The sequence below is a fragment of the Sphingomonas sp. PL20 genome, from assembly GCF_017875905.1.
Lineage (GTDB): Bacteria > Pseudomonadota > Alphaproteobacteria > Sphingomonadales > Sphingomonadaceae > Sphingomonas > Sphingomonas echinoides.
In genome coordinates, this window is the sequence record NZ_JAGINH010000002.1 from 3,313,528 (window position 1) to 3,333,900 (window position 20,373).

Genomic DNA, 20,373 nt, shown 5'->3' on the forward strand with positions numbered 1-20,373 from the left:
CGGTCCAGCGATCGCGCTTGACGGCTCGCCGCATTTCTATAGGGCGGTCGACGGGCCACGCGGTCCCAACGCCGCGCGTGCTCTCTGTAAGGAGAGACTACATGACTGACCTTCCTGCGCGTCCCGCGCATCTGCCTGCACGCCCGTATTTTTCCTCGGGCCCGTGCGCCAAGCCTCCGGGCTGGACCCCCGCCAATCTCGCCACCGAATCGCTGGGGCGCTCGCACCGCTCGAAGATCGGCAAGGCGCGGCTGCAATATTCCATCGATCTGATGCGCGAGCTGTTGAAGCTCCCCGAAACGCACCGCATCGGCATCGTCCCCGGTTCCGACACCGGCGCGTTCGAAATGGCGATGTGGACGATGCTGGGTGCAAAGCCCGTCACCGCGCTCGCCTGGGAAAGCTTCGGCGAAGGCTGGGTGACCGACGCGGTCAAGCAACTCAAGATCGATCCCACCGTGCTGCGCGCCGATTACGGCCAATTGCCCGATCTGAACGCGGTCGACTGGTCGAACGACGTTTTGTTCACCTGGAACGGCACCACCTCGGGCGTGCGCGTGCCCAATGCCGACTGGATCCCCGACACGCGCGAAGGCCTCAGCTTCGCCGACGCGACCAGCGCGGTGTTCGCGTATGACATTGACTGGGCCAAGATCGACGTCGCCACCTTCTCCTGGCAGAAAGTGCTGGGCGGCGAAGGCGCGCACGGCGTGCTGATCCTGGGCCCGCGCGCGGTCGAACGGCTCGAAAGCTACACCCCCGCCTGGCCGCTGCCGAAGGTGTTCCGCCTGGTTTCCAAGGGCAAGCTCACCGAAGGCGTGTTCAAGGGCGAGACGATCAACACCCCCTCGATGCTCGCGGTCGAAGACGCCATCGCCGCGCTCGAATGGGCCAAGACCGTCGGCGGCGCCGAGGGGCTGATCGCCCGCAGCGACGCCAACGCCGCCGCGCTCGACAAGATCGTCGCGGAGCGCGCGTGGCTCGGCCATTTGGCGGCCGACCCGGCATCGCGCTCCAGGACCAGCGTCTGCCTGACGGTAGAGGGGGCCGACGAAGCCTTCATCAAAGCCTTCGCCGGTCTGCTCGAAAAGGAGCATGCCGCCTATGACATCGCCGGTTACCGCGATGCCCCGGCGGGCCTGCGCATCTGGTGCGGCGCGACCGTCGACACCGCCGACATCGTCGCGCTCGGGCCCTGGCTCGACTGGGCCTATGCGAGCCTGAAAGCCGCGTAATTCTTCCCCCTCTCCCCGCCTGCGGGGAGAGGGCCGGGGAGAGGGGCAGTCCAGCACGCCACCTCCCCCCGAATTTTCCACTTCCCCTCTCCCCGACCCTCTCCCCCGAAGGGGAGAGGGAGCAGAAGGACAAAACCGATGCCAAAAGTGCTTATTTCCGACAAAATGGACCCAAAAGCGGCGCAAATCTTCCGCGAACGGGGTGTCGAAGTCGACGAAATCACCGGCAAGACCCCCGAAGAACTGATCGCGATCATCGGCGACTATGATGGTCTGGCGATCCGCAGCTCGACCAAGGTGACCAAGGCGATCCTCGCCGCCGCGACCAATTTGAAGGTCATTGGCCGCGCCGGGATCGGCGTGGATAATGTCGATATTCCAGCAGCTTCGGCGCAGGGCGTGGTGGTCATGAACACCCCCTTCGGCAACTCCATCACCACCGCCGAACATGCCATCGCCCTCATGTTCGCGCTCGCCCGCCAATTGCCCGAGGCCGACGCCTCGACCCAGGCCGGCAAGTGGGAAAAGAACCGCTTCATGGGCGTGGAATTAACCAGCAAAACCTTGGGGCTGATCGGTGCCGGCAATATCGGCTCGATCGTCGCCGACCGCGCCCGCGGCCTGAAGATGAAGGTCATCGCCTTCGATCCCTTCCTCAGCCCAGAGCGCGCGCTCGAACTCGGCATCGAAAAGGTCGAACTGGACGACCTCCTTGCCCGCGCCGATTTCATCACGCTCCACACCCCGCTCACCGACCAGACCCGCAACATCCTCTCGGCCGAGGCACTCGCCAAGACCAAGAAGGGCGTGCGCATCGTCAATTGCGCGCGCGGCGGGCTGATCGACGAGGCCGCGCTCAAGGCCGGGCTCGATTCGGGCCATATCGGTGGTGCAGCACTCGACGTGTTCGTCGAGGAGCCGGCCAAGGCCTCGCCCTTGTTCGGCACCCCCAACTTCGTCTCGACCCCGCATCTGGGGGCATCGACGACCGAAGCGCAGGTCAATGTCGCGATCCAGGTCGCTGAACAAATGGCCGATTTCCTCGTCGCGGGCGGCGTTACCAACGCGCTCAACATGCCGAGCCTGTCGGCCGAGGAAGCCCCGCGGCTGAAGCCGTATATGGCGCTGGCCGAAAAGCTCGGCAGCCTCGTCGGGCAGCTCACCCATGGCGCAATCGCCCGCATCTCGGTCCATGCCGAGGGTGCCGCCGCCGAGCTCAACCAGAAGCCGATCGTCGCCGCCGTGCTGGCCGGGTTCCTGCGCACGCAGACCGACACCGTCAACATGGTCAACGCGCCCTTGCTCGCCAAGGAACGCGGCATCGAAGTGCGCGAAGTCCGCACCGAACGCGAGGGCGATTACCACACGCTGCTGCGCGTCTCGGTCAAGACCGATGCGGGCGAGCGTTCGGTCGCGGGCACGCTGTTCGGCGATTCGGCCCCGCGCGTGGTCGAACTGTTCGGCATCAAGGTCGAAGCCGATCTCGCCGGCCATATGCTGTATGTCGTCAACGAGGATGCGCCGGGCTTCATCGGACGTCTCGGAACCTTGCTCGGCACTGCGGGCGTCAACATCGGCACCTTCCACCTCGGCCGCCGCTCGGCCGGTGGCGAGGCAGTGCTGCTGCTGTCGATCGACGATGCAGTGACGCCCGACCTGCTCGCGCAAGTCCGCGCGCTGCCGGGCGTGAAGACCGCGATGGGCTTGGCGTTTTAAGGCAATTGCGCCACCTTCTTCTCCCTCTCCCCGCTTGCGGGGAGAGGGCTGGGGAGAGGGGGACATATGCAACGCTCACACGGCACGATGCTGCAGCGTGCAAAAGCAATGCGCCGCGAACTCACCATCGCCGAGGCGCGCCTGTGGTACCATCTGCGGGCGAGCCGTCTCAACGGAATCAAATTCCGGCGTCAGGTCCCGCTCGGCCCATTCATCGTCGATTTCGTCGCGCTTGCGCACAAAGTGATCGTCGAGGTTGACGGAGACACGCACGGCGGCAACGAGGCATATGACCGCAGCCGGACGGGTTGGCTGCAAGAGCAGGGTTACCGCGTGATTCGATTCAACAATGCCGATGTGATCGGAAATGAGGCGGCAGTTCTCGAGGCGATCATCGCCGCGCTCGCGAGCCCCCCTCTCCCCGACCCTCTCCCCGCAAGCGGGGAGAGGGAGCAGTGAGCACCACCGCCCTCCTCCCGACCGGTTTCCGCGACCGGCTCCCCCCCTTCGCCGACGCCGCCGCGCGCCTCGAAGCCGCTGCGCTCGCGGCGGCCTATGCCTATGGCTATGAACGCGCCGACCCCGCGCTCGCCGAATTCGAAGCCGGCCTCGCCGGTCGCCTGAAAGCCGCGCGCGCGCAGGATGCGGTGCGCTTCGTCGATCCGGTCAGCCAGGCGACGCTCGCCATTCGCCCCGACATGACCGCGCAGATCGGCCGCATCGCCGCCACCCGCATGGGCCACCACCCGCGCCCGGTGCGCCTGTCCTACGCCGGCCCCGTGCTGAAACTGCGCGCCTCACAACTCGCCCCCGAACGCGAATTGCGCCAGATCGGCTGCGAGCTGATCGGCCTCGATACCGCGGCGGCGGCGCGCGAAGTGGTCGAAGTCGCGGTCGCAGCGCTCGAAGCGGCGGGCGTCAGCGACATCTCGATCGACTTCACCCTGCCCGATCTGATCGACGTCCTCGCCAGCGGCCCCTTCCCGATCGAGCCCGCGCAGATCAACGCCTTGCGCGACCGGCTCGACGCCAAGGATGCCGGCGGCGTCGCCGCGATCGCGCCTGCGTATCTGCCGCTGATCGAAGCGGCCGGCCCGTTCGAGACCGCGCATGACCGACTCTGCGCCTTCGACGCAGGCGGCGCGCTGACCTCGCGGCTCGATGCCCTGTGGAAGATTGCCGAGGGCCTGCAAGGCCGCGTCGCGCTCACGCTCGACCCGACCGAGCGCCACGGCTTCGAATATCAAAGCTGGCTCGGCTTCTCGATCTTCGCTGGCGGCGTGCGCGGCGAAATCGGGCGCGGCGGCACCTATACGATCATGCACGAAGGCGGCGCCGAGGAATCGGCGGTCGGCTTCTCGCTTTATGCCGACGCGATCGTTGCCGCCGGTCTGGCCGAGGTCGACCGCCGCCGCCTGTTCGTGCCGCTCGGCACCGATCCGGCGGTGGCCGCAGCGATGCGCGCCGTCGGCTGGGTCACCGTCGCCGCACTGGAAGCAGGCGATACGCCCGAGGCGCAATTGTGCACGCATGTGCTGGCCGAGGGCGAAGCGCGCGCGGTCTAGCCACCGCTCACGCGAACACCCGGTCGAGATAGGCGTCGACCACCGGCGTCGCGGGATAGTCCTTCTCGCACAATTGCCGGTTGATCGCCATGTGCCCTTTCAGGCCGCTTCCCGCAAAACCCTGCACCTCGGCCGGTGTGCCCGCCTTGCGCAAGACTTCGCCCAATTGTTCGGACTGCGCGGTGCCGTCGGCGCGTGCGACGTGGAGGATGAGGAAGCTCGGCACATTGGGCGCGGCGGCATGGAAGGTCGGCGACAGCGCCTTTTGCCGCGCCGGGTCGCTCCCAAAGGCCTCCAGATAGCGATCGTGCATGAACGTGCCGCCCTCGGCGATTTGCCGCGGCACGTCATACGCGGCACCGTCGAGCAGGATCACGCCCTTCAGCGCATCGGGGTGCAAATGCGCATGGTCGAGATAGTGCGGATCGGTGCCGACCAGCGCCGCGAGATGCGCACCCGCGCTATGCCCCATTAGCACGATCCGCCGCGAATCGATGCCGAGCGTCGCGGCTTGCCGCACCAGCACCGCGATCGCATCGGCGACATCCTGCGCTTGCTGCTCGACCGTTGCGGACGGCACCAGCCGATAGCCGACAGAGGCGAAGGCATAGCCGCGCTCAAGACTGTGGCTGACCTTGGCCGAGCCGCGCGCCATCTCCTTGTCGCCTTTCTCCCACCCACCGCCATGGACGAAGATCACCAGCGGTGCGGCACCATCCTTGCGCGTCGCCCGCCAGAAATCGAGGTGCTGAAGCGGATCGCTGCCATAAGCGATGTCGGTCCCGGCGGGGCCGGATTGCTGCTGCTGTTGCTGGCGCTCCATCCAGCGCTTCATCATCATCTTGCGCAGCGGCCCTTGCGCATCGGCTGCCGTTGCGAACGTGAGCGCCGCCACCATCACGCCAGATAAAGGGGTTTCCGCATCACAAAGCTCCCGGACCTTGGTCATTACGCGTGCGCAACTTGGTAAGCGCCGGTCTTTTGCGCCGCAAGAAAACAAGTGTCGCAGGGTGTATCACGGGGCCCGATGCCCCGGCCGAACGCGCAGCGCGCAATAACAATGGACCCTCTGCCCCCTGCGCATTAGGGCTGCACCGAAAACGTAACAATCAGGCAGCAAGACACCGTGGGAAACGTAGCAGTGATCGGTGCCCAATGGGGCGATGAGGGCAAGGGCAAGATCGTCGATTGGCTGGCGGAGCGCGCCGATGTCGTCGTGCGCTTCCAGGGCGGCCACAATGCTGGCCATACGCTCGTCGTCGGCGAAAGCGTCTACAAGCTGTCGCTGCTCCCCTCGGGCATCGTGCGCGGCACGCCCTCGGTCATCGGCAATGGCGTGGTGCTCGATCCCTGGGCGCTGAAGGCCGAAGTCGAGAAATTGCGTGGCCAGGGCGTGACGATCTCGCCCGACACGCTGATGCTCGCCGATACCTGTGCGCTGATCCTGCCCTTCCACCGCGATCTCGATGCGTTGCGCGAAGATGCCAGCGGTGCCGGCAAGATCGGCACGACGCGGCGCGGCATCGGCCCGGCTTATGAGGACAAGGTCGGTCGTCGTGCGATCCGCGTGTGCGATCTGGCGCATCTGGACTCCCTCGGTGCCCAACTCGATCGCCTGACCGCGCATCACGACGCGCTGCGTGCCGGTTTCGGTGAGCCGCCGATCGACCGCGATGCGCTGGTCGCCGACTTACGCGAAATCGCCGATTTCGTGCTGTCCTTCGCCAAGCCGACGTGGCGCGTGCTCAACGATGCGCGTGCGAACGGCAAGCGCATCCTGTTCGAAGGCGCGCAGGGCGTGCTGCTCGATGTCGACCACGGCACCTATCCCTTCGTCACCTCGTCCAACACCATTTCGGGCACGGCAGCGGGCGGCTCGGGCCTCGGGCCGAGTGCGGTCGGCTTCGTGCTCGGCATCGCCAAGGCCTATACCACGCGCGTCGGATCGGGTCCGTTCCCGACCGAGCTGGAGGATGAAACCGGCGTGCGCTTGGGCGAACGCGGCCATGAATTCGGCACCGTCACCGGGCGTAAGCGCCGCTGCGGCTGGCTCGATGCGGTGTTGCTGCGGCAATCGGCGGCGGTCGGCGGCATCACCGGCATCGCGCTGACCAAGATCGACGTGCTCGATGGCTTTGACGAAGTGAAGATCTGCACCGGCTATCGCCTGCGCGGCGAAACGCTCGACTATTTCCCGGCCCACGCCGCCGATCAGGCCGAGGTCGAGCCGATCTACGAAACCATGCCCGGCTGGCAGGAAACCACCGCAGGCGCGCGGAGCTGGGCCGATTTGCCCGCACAGGCGATCAAGTACATCCGCCGCGTCGAGGAACTGATCCGTTGCCCGGTCGCCTTGGTTTCGACCAGCCCCGAGCGCGAAGACACCATTCTGGTCCGCGATCCTTTCTCGGACTGAGACCTAACCGACCGTAAAGACCGATGACGGTGCCCCCACGGGGGTGCCGCTATCGGCGCTTGACGTCTCGCGACTCTATTGGCACGATGCGTGCCATAAGGAGAGCGCGGTGGAGATTCTGCAAACGCCCGAGGAACGGTTCGAGCGGCTGGCCGATTATCCGTTCGCGCCGCACTATCAGAGCGTGACCGATGCCGACGGCACGGCCCTCCGCATCCACTATCTCGATGAGGGGCCGCGCGATGCCGCGCCGGTGTTGCTGCTGCACGGCGAGCCGAGCTGGTCCTATCTCTATCGCAAGTTCGTGCCGCCGCTCACCGCCGCCGGACACCGCGTGATCGCGCCCGACCTGATTGGCTTCGGCAAATCCGACAAACCCGCCGCACGCGCCGATTACACCTATGAACGCCATGTCGCGTGGATGTCCGACTGGCTCACCGCGCTCGACCTGCAGGGTATCACGCTGTTCTGCCAGGATTGGGGTGGGCTGATCGGGCTACGGCTGGTCGCCGCCTTTCCCGATCGCTTCGCGCGACTGGTGGTGGCCAATACCGGGCTGCCCGTTGGCTCCGGGTCATCGGCGGGGTTCGATGCCTGGCTGGCCTTCAGCCAGAACGTGCCGCTCTTCCCGGTCGGCGCGATCGTCAATGGCGGCACTACGCGCGAGCTGAGCGCCGACGAAATCGCCGCTTATGATGCGCCCTTCCCCGACGAGCGTTACAAGGAAGGTGCGCGGCAATTCCCAACGCTGGTGCCGATCACGCCCGAGCACGCCTCGGTCGCCGAGAACCGCGCGGCCTGGACGGTGCTGGAGCGTTTCGACAAGCCCGTCCTCACCGCCTTTAGCGACAAGGACGCCGTGACGGCGGGCGGCGAGAAGATCTTTATCGAGCGCATCCCCGGCGCACGCGGGCAGCCGCACACCATCATCACCGGCGGCGGCCACTTCCTGCAAGAAGACGCGCCCGAGCAACTGAGCACGCTGATCGACAGCTTCATCCGCAGCACCGGAGCACCCGCATGAACGTTACCAACGCGGTCTTTCCGCCCGCCGAGCAGGCCGCTGCCTTCTTCAGCGCGCCCGAGGACGGGCCGTTTGTCATGGTCAACCTGCTGAAGTTCAAAGACCATGCCGAATATCCCGACGGCTCCGATGCCACGCTGAGCGGGCGTGAGGCCTATGCCCGCTATGGGGCAGCGGTGCGGGGGTGCCTGGCGGCGGTCGGCGGCGAGGCGCTCTATGCCGGTGCGGTCAGCGAGTTGATGCTCGGCGCAATGGACGAACCGTGGGATATGGTCGCGCTCGCCCGCTACCCGTCGCGCGCGGCGATGCTGGCGATGGTGCAGTCACCCGAGTATCAGGCGATCGAGAAGCACCGCGTCGCGGGGCTTGCCGGGCAGCTCAACATCCGCACCAAGCCGATCGGCGCATGACGCTCACCTACGACCTCTATTGGTCGTTCCGCTCGCCTTATTCCTATCTGGTGACGCCGCGGCTGATCGCCCTCGAACGCGATTTCGATGTCGCGGCGCGGGTGCGCCCGGTCTATCCGATCGCGGTCCGCCAGCCCGATTTCTTCACCAGCAACGATCCGTTGTGGCTGAGCTACTTCCTGCGCGATATCGGGCGCAGTGCCGCGTTCGTCGGCATGCCGTTCCGCTGGGCACAGCCCGACCCGGTGGTGATGGATTTCGCGACGCGCACCTATCCGCTCGAACAACCCTATATCCACCGCCTGACGCATCTCGGCGTTGCGGCGGCGGAGCGCGGGCATGGCCTCGCCTTTCTCGAAGCGGTCGGACGGCTCATTTGGAGTGGCGAGGTCAGCGGGTGGCATGAGGGCGATCACCTTGCCCGCGCGACCGCCGAGGCGGGCCTCGATCTCGCCGAACTCGACGCCGCGATCGCGGCCGAGCCGGAGCGCTATGCCGAGATCGTCGCGACCAACCAGACCGCCCAGCGCGACGGCGGCCATTATGGCGTGCCGCTGATGGTGTTCGAGGGCGAACCGTTCTTCGGACAAGACCGCTTCGATCAGCTCCAATGGCGGATGGAGCAACACGGGCTGACGCGCCGATAATGGCACGCCGCGTGCCGTGACATTGCAGAGTCGCACGAGGCTGCTACGATGAGAAAAACAAGGGGGCGAGCGATGCGGAACCTGATGCGCACGGTGGTGGGGCTGGTCGGCCTGTTCAACATCGCCTTGGGGATGGCGTTTCTGTTCGATCCCGCACAGGCTGTCGCACGCTTCTTTCTTACACCGCTCGGGACGCAGGGCCTCGCGACGGTGCGCGCCGATTTCACCGCCTTCTTCATCACTGGCGGAGTGTTCGCGCTGGTTGGGGCCTGGCGCGAGGACACCGCCCCGCTGCGCGTGCCGCTGTCGCTGCTGGGGATCGCAATTGGCGGACGTGTGGTGAGCCTGGTCCTTGACGGAGCGCCCAACACGGCCTTTCCGCCGATCAGCGTTGAAGCCGGCATGATCGCGGTGCTGCTGCTCGCATCGCGCACCTTAGCCGGGCGCGCAGCGCGATGAGACACTGGGGCAAAATCACGCTCGTCGTGCTGGCCTTGATGGTCGGCGCTGTGGTTGCATCGAAAGACTATATCCTGCTGCATCTGCCGGGCTGGATGGGGCCGCACATTGATCCGACGCACGCGGTGATCTGGCAGCGTGGTCCTGCGCCCGCCATGCCGACGGGCCAGCGCCCGCCCAACATTGTGCTGATCGTCGCCGACGACCTTGGCTATAACGACATCAGCTTCAATGGCGGCGGGGTTGCGGGCGGGCTGGTCAAGACGCCTAATATCGATGCGTTGGGGCATGACGGCGTCACCTTCGCCGATGGCTATGCCGGCAACGCGACCTGCGCACCCAGCCGCGCCGCGCTGATGACCGGGCGCTATCCGACGCGCTTCGGCTATGAATTTACCCCGGCCGATACGCACCCGCCCGCCTGGTTTCCCTCCAGCCTGATCCGCACCGACGCGATGTTCTCGCGTACGATCGCGAACTTCCCAACGACATGGGAACACAAGACGATCTTCGACGAAGACGCCGCGCGCCAGCCCGCCTCGACCGCGCCCAAGGGCGTGCCCGCAAGCGAAGTGACGATTGCCGAGCTGCTGCGCGGCAAGGGCTATCACACGATGCACCTCGGCAAATGGCATCTCGGCGAAGCCAAGGGGATGCGCCCCGAGGATCAGGGCTTTGACGAGAGCCTGGGCTTCCTGATCGGCGGGCAGATGTATTTGCCCGAAGCGAGCCCCGACGTCGAAAATTCGAAACAGCCGTTCGATCCGATCGACAAGTTCCTGTGGGCGAACCTGCCGTTCAGCGTGCAATATAATGGCGGTGAGCGCTTCCACCCCGATCGCTACATGACCGATTATCTGACGGTGCAGGCCAAGGCCGCGATCACTGCCAATCGCAACCGGCCGTTCTTCCTGTATCTTGCCTATAACGCGCCGCACACGCCGCTACAGGCGTCGAAGGCCGATTATGACGCGCTCCCCCAGATCACCGACCATCGCCTGCGCGTCTATGCCGCGATGATCCGCGCGCTCGATCGTGGGGTTGGGCAAGTGATGGCGACACTCAAACAACAGGGGCTCGACCAGAACACGCTGGTCATCTTCACCAGCGACAATGGCGGTGCCAATTATATCGGCTTGCCCGACATCAACCGCCCGTATCGCGGCTGGAAGGCGACCTTCTTCGAAGGCGGGGTGAAGGTGCCGTTCTTCATGCGCTGGCCCGCGCGGATCAAGCCGGGCACGCGGATCGCCGGTCCGGTCAGCCATTTCGATATCTTCGCCACCGCAGGCGATGCGGGCCACGCAAGCCTGCCCCGCGATCGCGCGCTCGACGGGGTCGATCTGCTGCCCTTTATCGACGGCAAGCAGAGCGGAACGCCGCACCAGACATTGTTCTGGCGCAGCGGCCGCTATCGCACCGTGCGCGACGGCGACTGGAAGCTGCAGGCGCTCGATCTGCCGCATGTCGAACTGCTTTATGACATGAAGGCCGATCCGACCGAACGGCATGACGTCGCCGCCCAGCACCCCGACGTCGTCGCGCATCTAAACGATTTGCTCGCCGCGCATGACCGCGCCAGCGTCAAGCCCGCCTGGCCGTCGCTGATCCGGTCCCCAATCGCGATCGACCGGCCGCTCGGCACCAAACCGAAACCGGGCGAGGCGTATATCTACTGGTCGAATTAGATGAAGCGGATAGTCTCCTTCCGACTCGATTTTGGACATTTCGGCAACTCCGCAAATCCATAGCGGTGCATCGACACCCAGGCCGAGAGTGCCGACGCACGGTAATTGGAAGACCGGCGGCGGACAGTCCGCAAGCTTTTGATCCGCTCATTTCGTCAACTTGACGGCATGTATACCCGTGAATGTAGTTACAATCAAATAATCTTCGGGAGTAATCGCAATTCTACCCCCGAATGGCGAAGTCCAAACCACCGGAAGATTGGTGTTATTTAAACTAATCGCAAATACTGTTTTGTTACTTGACACAAACATATGACTATCCGTCAGCACTACATTGCTAGTCAAATTATCGGATCCGCCGACATCGACTGACGCGACGATAAGCCCTGTATCGACATCGAGTGCATCAACAATTGTCGAAGAGGCGCGAACGGCATAGAGTTTGTTTCCATGAACCGCGGGTTGCCCGACGTAGCTATGGCTTGATCGCCAGACCGCGTTGTCGCTGGCAAGCGAAAAACCTGCAATCGGAAGCGCGGTACCGTTCAAAGGGTACGTGCTATCATCGACGTAGTTGTCAGTAAAAGTGAAGATATGGCCGTTACCGTCTAGTATCGGGGCTCCGTCGTATTCACCAAAATAACTGAGTCCATTTTTGGAGAAAAATTGATTCGTAATCGACTTGATGAGCTGCCCATCACGTTGCAAAACAAATAGCGACCCCGCGTTGAAAAAATATACGTAGCTTTGATCGGCGGAAACGCTTTCGCCATACATTACGTATCCACCATATTGTTTGGTATATACGTTACTCCAATTTTTAGCCCCGGTAGCAGCATTGACGCTATACACTTCGTTACCGTAATAGCCTGCGGAGAAGAAAAGATCGTTCCCTACAGGTGTTGCAACACCGCCCTTGTACCCCTGAGCCTGAAAGGTTGGCGAACTGATATAGGCCCCATTGTTAGCATTTAGGACATCAATTGGAGACGCGCTTGAGCTTAAGTTAGATCGAATGGATTCGACGCGCTCGTTGGCATAGGCCGGCCCGAACGGGCGCATATTTTTAGGGACATTTTGGTACCCCCAATATCCAAGATCGTATTCCCACAGCCGCGATCCGGACGTGGTGGAGACTGAAGTCGTGAACAAGTTGCCGTTCGAGTGAGCGACATTGAAGAAAATGCTTCCCGTCTTTGCCACAACCTCGCTCGGCGAATAAGTGGTGTCGATAGTCCACGCATCGCTAAAATCCGAAGTGGAGTAGGACTTTGAAACGTAACCCGTGTGACCTGCATCGCGTTGCAGTGTCGACCAGTTGGGATCGCTCGGTAGAGCCGCCGGTTTCAGAATTAGTGTAGCGGTAGGCGTAGGCGTAGGCGTAGGCGTAGGCGTAGGCGTAGGCGTAGGCGTAGGTGTGGATGTCGGAACAGGCGTGGGGACAACAACTACGGGACTTCCGCCAGCCCCGGTTCCACCGTCTCCTCCGCAAGCGCCCAAGAATAGAGCAAAGGGCGTTGCTGCCCAAAACGATAACCTCATTGTTCGCCCCCTATCCCTGATTATTTTATGGTGTAGCAGCACCAAGCACGGACAGGTCAATTAATTTCTGCGCTCATCCAGCGCCGCCACGCGTTTCGTAAGATGTCGTTTTGATGTGGAAAATTCCGGAGCCGACTTGCCAACCCCTAACGCCGTCGGCGAGAAGGTCATACAGGCTGGGGTCGTCAGGTCTGGATGCCCCCACGATAGTAGGCCTGCCGCCCGCTCCCGATATCAAGCCGGCGATTAACAGCTTTCGGTCATAATTTACGCCCAGGGAGAGGAGGTTTCCCGCACAATGACCGCAGTCCAACTTTTTGCCGTTGCGTCCCTTGCAAAGGCAGTCCCCGTTTCATGGGTTCACCGTCTAGCCGAGGCGGGCACCCCCCACACTTTACGCCCGCTTTACGCACCCCGCCCGCAATCCCCCGCGCGGGCTAACGCCGTTTCGGCGCAGGGACGTCGCCTGAACCATCACAGGCGGGCCCAATGTCCTTTGACCTCTTACTCGGCGGCGTCGTCGCCATCATCGTGCTGATCTATCTGCTGGCTGTGCTCGCACAGCCCGAGCGGTATTGAGGGAGGCGCGGCCATGACCCTCACCGGCTGGAGCATGATCCTGCTCTTCACCGTCCTAATCATCGCGCTGGCCAAGCCAGCCGGGGATTGGATGTATGCCCTCTATTCGCGCAAGGAGATGCCGCTCGGCTTCGTCGAACGCGGTTTCTACAAACTCGCCGGGATCGATCCCACGGCCGAGCAAAGCTGGGTCGGCTATGCCGTCTCGCTAATGGTGTTCAATGTGGGCGGCATTGCGCTGCTGTTCGCGATCCTGAAATTGCAGGGCGTGTTGCCGATGAACCCGCAAGGGTTTGGCGGCATGGAGACGTTGCTCGCCTTCAACACCGCGGTCAGCTTCGTCACCAACACCAATTGGCAGAATTACGGCGGGGAATCGGCGCTGTCGAACCTCAGCCAGATGGCCGGGCTGACGGTGCAGAACTTCCTGTCCGCCGCCGTCGGCATGGCCGTCGCCTTCGCCTTCATCCGCGGCTTCGCCCGCAAGCAGGCCTCGGGCATCGGCAATTTCTGGGTCGATGTCACCCGCGCCACGCTGTATCTGCTGCTGCCGATCTCGATCGTGCTGGCGCTCGCTTATGTCGTAATGGGCGTGCCGCAGACCTTTGGGCCCTCGGTCGTCGCCACGACGATGGAAGGCGCCAAGCAGACCATCGCAGTCGGCCCGGTCGCCTCGCAGCTGGCGATCAAGATGCTCGGCACCAATGGTGGCGGCTTCTTCAATGCCAACTCCGCCCACCCCTTCGAAAACCCCAGCGCGCTCAGCAACTTCCTGCAGATGATCACGATCTTCGTGCTCGGCGCAGGGCTCACGCTCACCTTCGGCAAAGCCGTCGGCAACATCCGCCAGGGCTGGGCGATCCTCGCTGCCATGATGCTGCTGTTCCTCGTCGGCGTCGCGGTCGCTTATGGGGCCGAGGCAGCCGGCAACCCGATCCACCACGCGCTCGGCGTCGCCGGGGGCAATATGGAGGGCAAGGAAGTCCGCTTCGGCATCGCCGCCACCGCGCTCTTCGCCGTCGTCACCACCGCCACCTCCTGCGGTGCCGTCATCGGCATGCATGACAGCTTCACCGCGATCGGTGGCCTCGTCCCGATGTTCAACATGCAGCTTGGCGAACTCGTCATCGGCGGCGTCGGCTCGGGTCTCTATGCGGTGCTGATCTACTGCATCCTCGCGGTGTTCATCGCCGGGCTGATGGTCGGCCGTACCCCCGAATATGTCGGCAAGAAGATCGAGGGGCGCGAGATGAAGCTGGCGGTGATCGCCATCGCCGTGCCGCCGCTCGCCATCCTCGGCCTCACCGCCGTGGCCTGCGTCACCGGCGCGGGGCTTGCGGGCCCGGCGGCCAAGGGCGCGCATGGCTTTAGCGAGATCCTCTATGCCTTCAGCTCGGCCGCTGCGAACAATGGTTCGGCGTTCGGCGGGCTCAGCGGCAACACGCCCTTCTACAATCTGCTGCTCGCGCTCGACATGTTCGTCGGCCGCTTCGGGGTGATCCTGCCCGTGCTCGCGATTGCCGGTGGCCTGGCCGCCAAGCGCCGCGTGCCGGAGGGGCCGGGCTCGTTCCCGACCACCGGGCTGCTGTGGATCGGCCTGCTCGCGGCGATCATCGTGATCGTTGGGGGTCTCACCTTCCTGCCCGCGCTCGCGCTGGGTCCGATCGCGGACCAGGCGCAGGTCGCCGCCGGCACTTTGCTCTAAAAGGTCCAAGCCAATGGCAAACCAGAACGCTTCGCTCTTCACCGGCCCGCTGCTCGCCGCAGCGGTCCGGGATGCCTTCCTCAAACTCGATCCGCGCAAGCTGATCAAGACGCCGGTGATGTTCGTCACCGCAATCGTCGCCAGCCTCTCGACCGTCCTGCTCATCAAGGGCCTCGCCACCGGCACCGGCCATGCCGCCTTTGAAGGGCAGCTCGTCTTCTGGCTGTGGCTGACGGTGCTGTTCGGCAACGTCGCCGAGGCGCTCGCGGAGGGCCGCGGCAAGGCGCAAGCCGCCGCGCTGCGCGCCACTAAGGCGGATCTCCGCGCCAAGAAACTGATTGGCGTGGCGGGTGCCTGGGAATGGGTCGACGCCGCCCGCCTGCAAGTGGGCGACGAAGTGCTGGTCGAGACCGGCGATCTGATCCCGGCCGATGGCGAAGTCGTCGCAGGCGTGGCCAGCGTCAACGAAGCCGCGATCACCGGCGAAAGCGCCCCCGTCATTCGCGAAGGCGGCGGCGATCGCTCTGCGGTGACCGCAGGCACGCGCGTCATCGCCGATGCGATTACGGTGCGCGTGACGGCGGGCGCAGGCCAGGGCTTCCTCGATCGCATGATCGCGTTGGTCGAGGGTGCGCAACGCCAGAAGACCCCGAACGAAATCGCCCTCACCATCCTGCTGGCGGGCCTGACGCTGATCTTCCTGATCGCGGTCGGCACGCTGCCTGCCTTCGCCGCCTATGCGTCTGGCGGCATCGCGGTGCCGGTGCTGGTCGCCTTGTTCGTCACGCTGATCCCGACGACCATCTCGGCACTGCTGTCGGCGATCGGCATTGCCGGGATGGACCGGCTGGTGCGCTTCAACGTGCTCGCCAAATCGGGCCGCGCGGTGGAAGCGGCGGGCGACATCGACACGCTGCTGCTCGACAAGACCGGCACGATCACCATCGGCGACCGTCAGGCGACCGCCTTCCTGCCCGTACCCGGTGTCACCGTTGCCGAACTGACCGCCGCCGCGCGGCTCGCCAGCCTCGCCGACGAAACGCCCGAAGGTCGCTCGATCGTCGTGCTCGCCAATGCCGATGGCAGCGCCGCTGTCGCGATGCCCGAGGGGGCCGAGGAGATCAAATTCACCTCGCAGACGCGCGTTTCGGGGCTGCAGATCGGCGATCGTGCCTTGGTGAAAGGCGCGGTCGACGCGATCCTCAAGCGCTTGCCGACCGCCCCCAATGCCGATGCGCTGCGCAAGATCTCGGACGAGATCGCGCGTGGCGGTGCCACCCCGCTCGCGGTCGCCGATGGCAATCGCCTGCTCGGCGTCGTCCAGCTCAAGGACATCGTCAAGGCCGGCATTCGCGAACGCTTTGGCGAGCTGCGTCGGATGGGCATCCGCACGGTGATGATCACCGGCGACAACCCGCTCACCGCCGCCAGCATCGCTGCCGAAAGCGGTGTCGATGACTTCCTCGCGGAAGCGACCCCCGAGGACAAGCTCGCGCTGATCCGCAAGGAACAGGAAGGCGGCAAGCTCGTCGCGATGTGCGGCGACGGCACCAATGACGCCCCCGCCCTCGCCCAATCCGACGTCGGCGTGGCGATGAACACCGGCACCCAGGCCGCGCGCGAGGCGGGCAACATGGTCGACCTCGACAGCGATCCGACCAAGCTGATCGAGATCGTCGGCCTCGGCAAACAATTGCTGATGACGCGCGGCGCGCTGACCACCTTCTCGATCTCGAACGACGTCGCCAAATATTTCGCGATCCTGCCCGCGATCTTCGTGGTGCTGTATCCGGGGCTGGGCGTGCTCAACGTCATGCATCTGGCGAGCCCGGAAAGCGCGATCCTGTCGGCGATCATCTTCAACGCGCTGATCATCCCGGCGCTGGTGCCGCTCGCGCTGAAAGGCGTGAAGTACCGCCCCGCCCCGGCCGGCACGCTGCTCGCACGCAACCTCGCCGTTTATGGCGTTGGCGGGCTGATCGCGCCGTTCATCGGCATCAAGGCGATCGACCTGGTCGTCGCTGCTCTCCATCTCGCTTGAAGGACCTTTCGATGTTCACCGAAACGCTTCGCGCGCTCCGCCCGACGGCGGTCCTGCTCCTGCTCGTCACGCTCGTCACCGGGCTGCTGTATCCAGCCGCTATCGCGGGCATCGCGCAGGTGGTGCTGCCGGTCCAGGCCAATGGCAGCATCCTGTCGGACGCGCACGGCAATCCGATCGGCTCCGCGCTGATCGCCCAGAATTTCACGGGGCCACGCTACCTCCATCCGCGTCCCTCTGCCGCTGGCAAGGATGGCTATGATGCGAGTTCGTCGTCCGCGACCAACCTAGCGCCCGGGTCGAAAGACCTGCGCGACGCCATCGCCAAGCGCGTAACCAACGCGCGGGCGGAAGGGATGACCGGGGATCTACCCGCCGACCTGGTCACCACTAGCGCCTCGGGGCTCGACCCCGATCTGAGCCCCGAGGCGGCTTTTTTGCAGGCACCGCGCATTGCCAAGGCACGCGGCCTGGATGTCGCCAGGGTGAAGTCACTGATCGCCGAACAGACCGATCAGCCCGTGCTCGGCATCATCGGTGAACCGCACGTCAACGTCCTGCTGTTCAATCGACAGCTCGACCTGCTTTCCGCTAACACGTCGAAGTGAACGAGACCCGCCCCTCCCCCGATGCCTTGCTGAAAGCCGCCCAAAGGGAGGGGCGAGGTCGTCTCAAGATTTTCCTGGGGGCGGCCCCTGGCGTCGGCAAGACCTTCGAGATGCTGCGCGAAGGCGCGGAGCTGCTGCGCACCGGCACCGACGTCGTCGCAGGCGTTATCGAAACGCATGGCCGAGCCGATACCGACCGGCTCACCGCCCCGTTCGAGATTTTGCCGCGCGCGAAAATCCTGCATGGCGCGCATACGCTTGAGGAATTCGATCTCGACGCGATGCTCGAGCGGCATCCGCAAGTCGCGCTCATAGACGAATTCGCCCATACCAACGCCCCCGGCAGCCGCCATCCCAAACGCTGGCAGGATATCGAGGAACTGCGCGCGGCGGGTATCGACGTGCTCACCACGCTCAACATCCAGCATGTCGAGAGCCTCAACGACGTCGTCGCCGGCTTCACCCGCGTGCGGGTGCGCGAGACCGTGCCCGATGCGGTGCTGGACGATGCCGAGATCGAAGTGGTCGATCTCCCGCCCGACGAGCTGATCGACCGGCTGAAGGACGGCAAGGTCTATATCCCCGCCGAGGCGACGCGCGCGCTCGGCCACTTCTTTTCCAAATCGAACCTGTCGGCGCTCCGCGAACTGGCGTTGCGCCGCGCCGCGCAGACGGTCGACCGCCATTTGCTCGACCATGTCGCCAGCCTGGGGGAAAGCGGCACCTGGGCCGGGGGCGAGCGCGTCGTCGTCGCAGTCGGCGATCAGCCGGGCAGCAAGACGCTGATCCGTTCGGCCAAGCGCCTGGCCGACGCACTCCGTGCGAGCTGGACCGCGGTGGTCGTCGAAACCCCGCGCACCGCCACGCTCTCCGCCGAAGCCCGCGCACGCATGGCCGATGCGCTCGATCTTGCCACCAATCTCGGCGCGACCATCGCCACGATCCCGGCGCGCAGCGTATTGGAGGGTCTGGTCGCGCAAATCCGCGAGGCGCGGGCGACTGCCGTCGTCATCGGCAAATCGCGCCGTTCCTGGTGGTTCGAGCTGCGCCACGGCTCGATCGTCGACCGGCTGGTGCGCGCGCTCGACGGCGTCGCGATCCATGTCGTGCCCGTCGCCGTGCCGAGCGAAACCGTGCGGGAAGCACCGACGACCCGCCCGATCCTGGCGCGCGGCAGCCTGATCGGGCTGGCGTTCGTCGCCGCCACCACCGCGCTGGCCACGCTGGTGCAGCCGCTGGTCGGCCCCAATGCGATGGACTTGCTGTACCTGCTGCCGGTGATTGCCACCGCCACGCTCTATGGCCTGCGCCCCTCGCTCGTTGCCAGCCTCGGTGCCGCGCTGGCGTACAATTTCTTCTTCCTGCCGCCGCTGTACACGCTGACCATCACCGATCCGCAAAATGTCGTCACGCTGGTGGTGTTCGTGATCGTCGCGGTCGTCGCCAGCCATCTCGCCGGACAAGTGCGGCGCGAGGCCAATATCGGCGCGCGCACCGCCACCGAAAATGCCGCCCTTGCCGCCTTCGGCCAGCGCCTCGCCGCCGTCGCCGATGAAACCGGCACCGCGACCGCTACGTGCGAAGAAACCGCCGCCTTGCTCGGTGTGTCCACGGTCCTGCTCAGCCAGCGTGATGGCCGCCATGTCGCGATCGCCGGGGCCCCTGAGCTCCCGCAATTGAGCCCGATCGACATCGCCGCCGCCGACTGGGCGTTCGATCGCGGCGAGGTGACCGGGCGCGACAGCGGCACGCTGACCGCGAGCGAGTGGCAGTTCCACCCGCTCAAGACCGCGCTTGGCGTGCTCGGCGTGCTGGGGGTTGCGCGCGACGGCGATGGCGACCCGATCCCTGCCGACAAGCGCGTGCTGTTCGCGACGCTGATCGGACAGGTCGCGCTGGCGCATGAACGCCTGCAACTGGAAGCACAGGCGCGCGAGGTTAGCGCGCTCAAGCAGCGCGACGATTTGCGCGCGACCCTGCTTTCCTCGATCGGGCATGACCTCAAGACGCCGCTCACCGCCGTGGTCGCCGCCGCCGATCAACTGGCGAGCGAATATGGGGCCTCTTCCACCACCGCCACCTTGCAGAGCGAGGCGCGACGGTTGCGGCGCGTGTTCGACGATTTGGTGGAGATGACGCGGATTGAGGCGGGCGCATTGGTTGTGCGGCGGGAAGCGACCGACCTGACCGACGCGGTCGCCGCCGCCGCGCATGATCTGCGTGCCGAACTCGCCCGGCATACATTGATCCTCGACGTGCCGCCGACGCTGCCGCTGGTCGAGGCCGATCCACGCATGCTGCACCATGTGCTGATCAACCTGCTCGGCAACGCCGCCAAATTCGCGCCTGCCGATACCGACATCGTGATCGAGGGGCGGCGCACTCCTGACGGCCTGACGCTCGGCGTGCTCGACCAGGGGCCGGGGCTGCCGCCGGGGCGCGAGGCGCATTTGTTCGATCGCTTCACCCGCGTCGACGGTGACGATCGCAGCGGCGGGACCGGGCTTGGCCTCGCCATCGTCCAGGGCTTCGCACAGGCGATGGGATTGAGCGTCAGCGCCGCGAACCGCGAAACGGGCGGCTCGGCGTTTTGCGTGACATGGCCGAACGCGCTGATCCGGCGTACGGTCGAGGGATGAAGCGTCCCCATCTCTCCCCACCATACCTCCCCGGCAAAGGCCGGGGCCCAGTTGCGATCCGGTCGAAAACTGGGCGCAACGCACCTTGCTGCCGTTTCG

17 protein-coding genes are annotated in these 20,373 nt (G+C 65.1%); 15 read left to right on the top strand and 2 right to left on the bottom strand.

Annotated elements, in window-relative coordinates; translation table 11 throughout:
• Positions 1-101 precede the first annotated feature (101 nt).
• From H4W01_RS15570 to H4W01_RS15585, 4 genes are all read left to right on the top strand, one after another.
• Positions 102-1,235, top strand: a complete 1,134-nt coding sequence (locus tag H4W01_RS15570; protein WP_209612172.1) for a phosphoserine transaminase — start codon at positions 102-104, stop codon at positions 1,233-1,235.
• Between the two features lie 138 nt (positions 1,236-1,373).
• Positions 1,374-2,951, top strand: a complete 1,578-nt coding sequence (gene serA / locus H4W01_RS15575; protein ID WP_209612174.1) for a phosphoglycerate dehydrogenase — start codon at positions 1,374-1,376, stop codon at positions 2,949-2,951.
• A gap of 66 nt (positions 2,952-3,017) precedes the next feature.
• The gene (locus H4W01_RS15580) at positions 3,018-3,410 is read left to right on the top strand and encodes an endonuclease domain-containing protein (RefSeq protein WP_334685300.1); all 393 of its coding nucleotides are present in this window, start codon (positions 3,018-3,020) and stop codon (positions 3,408-3,410) included.
• Positions 3,407-4,516 (top strand): ATP phosphoribosyltransferase regulatory subunit, encoded by a 1,110-nt coding sequence (locus H4W01_RS15585; RefSeq protein ID WP_209612176.1) that lies wholly within the window; start codon positions 3,407-3,409, stop codon positions 4,514-4,516. The genes H4W01_RS15580 and H4W01_RS15585 overlap by 4 nt, the downstream gene beginning before the upstream one ends.
• 7 nt (positions 4,517-4,523) lie before the next feature.
• Here H4W01_RS15585 and H4W01_RS15590 read toward each other — a convergent pair whose 3' ends face one another.
• The gene (locus tag H4W01_RS15590; protein WP_435803910.1) at positions 4,524-5,357 is read right to left on the bottom strand and encodes an alpha/beta hydrolase; all 834 of its coding nucleotides are present in this window, start codon (positions 5,355-5,357) and stop codon (positions 4,524-4,526) included.
• Positions 5,358-5,642: 285 nt separating this feature from the next.
• Between H4W01_RS15590 and H4W01_RS15595 the strand changes: the two genes are divergently transcribed.
• The 6 genes from H4W01_RS15595 (at position 5,643) to H4W01_RS15620 (ending at position 11,160) form a co-directional block, all read left to right on the top strand.
• Entirely contained in the window at positions 5,643-6,932 is a 1,290-nt protein-coding gene (locus H4W01_RS15595; RefSeq protein ID WP_010404786.1) for an adenylosuccinate synthase, read from the top strand.
• Positions 6,933-7,041: 109 nt separating this feature from the next.
• Positions 7,042-7,956 carry a haloalkane dehalogenase gene (locus H4W01_RS15600; RefSeq protein WP_010404789.1) on the top strand — a complete coding sequence of 305 codons (915 nt, stop codon included), beginning with the start codon at positions 7,042-7,044 and terminating at the stop codon, positions 7,954-7,956.
• Positions 7,953-8,366: a DUF1330 domain-containing protein gene (locus tag H4W01_RS15605; protein ID WP_010404791.1), complete on the top strand. Its 414-nt coding sequence runs from the start codon at positions 7,953-7,955 to the stop codon at positions 8,364-8,366. The genes H4W01_RS15600 and H4W01_RS15605 overlap by 4 nt, the downstream gene beginning before the upstream one ends.
• Entirely contained in the window at positions 8,363-9,013 is a 651-nt protein-coding gene (locus H4W01_RS15610; RefSeq protein WP_209612178.1) for a 2-hydroxychromene-2-carboxylate isomerase, read from the top strand. The genes H4W01_RS15605 and H4W01_RS15610 overlap by 4 nt, the downstream gene beginning before the upstream one ends.
• A 72-nt stretch (positions 9,014-9,085) precedes the next feature.
• Complete coding sequence (locus H4W01_RS15615) at positions 9,086-9,472, top strand: DUF4345 family protein (protein WP_209612180.1); 387 nt, start codon at positions 9,086-9,088, stop codon at positions 9,470-9,472.
• Positions 9,469-11,160, top strand: coding sequence for a sulfatase-like hydrolase/transferase (locus H4W01_RS15620; RefSeq protein ID WP_209612183.1), 1,692 nt, complete (start codon positions 9,469-9,471; stop codon positions 11,158-11,160). Before H4W01_RS15615 ends, H4W01_RS15620 begins: the two co-directional genes overlap by 4 nt.
• 147 nt (positions 11,161-11,307) lie before the next feature.
• On the opposite strand, the gene H4W01_RS15625 is transcribed toward H4W01_RS15620, so the two are convergent.
• Entirely contained in the window at positions 11,308-12,363 is a 1,056-nt protein-coding gene (locus H4W01_RS15625; protein WP_334685301.1) for an outer membrane protein assembly factor BamB family protein, read from the bottom strand.
• Positions 12,364-13,191: 828 nt separating this feature from the next.
• On the opposite strand from H4W01_RS15625, the gene H4W01_RS15630 reads away from it, so the two are divergent.
• The 5 genes from H4W01_RS15630 to H4W01_RS15650 are packed head-to-tail and all read left to right on the top strand — an operon-like array spanning position 13,192 to position 20,274.
• Entirely contained in the window at positions 13,192-13,281 is a 90-nt protein-coding gene (locus H4W01_RS15630; RefSeq protein WP_083834087.1) for a potassium-transporting ATPase subunit F, read from the top strand.
• A gap of 13 nt (positions 13,282-13,294) precedes the next feature.
• Positions 13,295-14,986, top strand: coding sequence for a potassium-transporting ATPase subunit KdpA (gene kdpA, locus H4W01_RS15635; protein ID WP_209612185.1), 1,692 nt, complete (start codon positions 13,295-13,297; stop codon positions 14,984-14,986).
• A gap of 13 nt (positions 14,987-14,999) precedes the next feature.
• Positions 15,000-17,027, top strand: a complete 2,028-nt coding sequence (gene kdpB / locus H4W01_RS15640) for a potassium-transporting ATPase subunit KdpB (protein ID WP_209612187.1) — start codon at positions 15,000-15,002, stop codon at positions 17,025-17,027.
• Between the two features lie 11 nt (positions 17,028-17,038).
• Positions 17,039-17,635 carry a potassium-transporting ATPase subunit KdpC gene (kdpC, locus tag H4W01_RS15645; protein ID WP_209612189.1) on the top strand — a complete coding sequence of 199 codons (597 nt, stop codon included), beginning with the start codon at positions 17,039-17,041 and terminating at the stop codon, positions 17,633-17,635.
• The gene (locus H4W01_RS15650; protein ID WP_209612191.1) at positions 17,632-20,274 is read left to right on the top strand and encodes a DUF4118 domain-containing protein; all 2,643 of its coding nucleotides are present in this window, start codon (positions 17,632-17,634) and stop codon (positions 20,272-20,274) included. The genes kdpC and H4W01_RS15650 overlap by 4 nt, the downstream gene beginning before the upstream one ends.
• Positions 20,275-20,373 lie beyond the last annotated feature (99 nt).

What these genes read in the sequence shown, in the direction of transcription:
- H4W01_RS15570 (WP_209612172.1), top strand. Translation starts at nt 102, where the DNA reads ATGACTGACCTTCCTGCGCGTCCCGCGCATCTGCCTGCACGCCCGTAT.
- serA (WP_209612174.1), top strand. Translation starts at nt 1,374, where the DNA reads ATGCCAAAAGTGCTTATTTCCGACAAAATGGACCCAAAAGCGGCGCAA.
- H4W01_RS15580 (WP_334685300.1), top strand. Translation starts at nt 3,018, where the DNA reads ATGCAACGCTCACACGGCACGATGCTGCAGCGTGCAAAAGCAATGCGC.
- H4W01_RS15590 (WP_435803910.1), bottom strand. Translation starts at nt 5,357, where the DNA reads ATGATGATGAAGCGCTGGATGGAGCGCCAGCAACAGCAGCAGCAATCC.
- H4W01_RS15605 (WP_010404791.1), top strand. Translation starts at nt 7,953, where the DNA reads ATGAACGTTACCAACGCGGTCTTTCCGCCCGCCGAGCAGGCCGCTGCC.
- H4W01_RS15610 (WP_209612178.1), top strand. Translation starts at nt 8,363, where the DNA reads ATGACGCTCACCTACGACCTCTATTGGTCGTTCCGCTCGCCTTATTCC.
- H4W01_RS15615 (WP_209612180.1), top strand. Translation starts at nt 9,086, where the DNA reads ATGCGGAACCTGATGCGCACGGTGGTGGGGCTGGTCGGCCTGTTCAAC.
- H4W01_RS15620 (WP_209612183.1), top strand. Translation starts at nt 9,469, where the DNA reads ATGAGACACTGGGGCAAAATCACGCTCGTCGTGCTGGCCTTGATGGTC.
- H4W01_RS15630 (WP_083834087.1), top strand. Translation starts at nt 13,192, where the DNA reads ATGTCCTTTGACCTCTTACTCGGCGGCGTCGTCGCCATCATCGTGCTG.
- kdpA (WP_209612185.1), top strand. Translation starts at nt 13,295, where the DNA reads ATGACCCTCACCGGCTGGAGCATGATCCTGCTCTTCACCGTCCTAATC.
- kdpB (WP_209612187.1), top strand. Translation starts at nt 15,000, where the DNA reads ATGGCAAACCAGAACGCTTCGCTCTTCACCGGCCCGCTGCTCGCCGCA.
- kdpC (WP_209612189.1), top strand. Translation starts at nt 17,039, where the DNA reads ATGTTCACCGAAACGCTTCGCGCGCTCCGCCCGACGGCGGTCCTGCTC.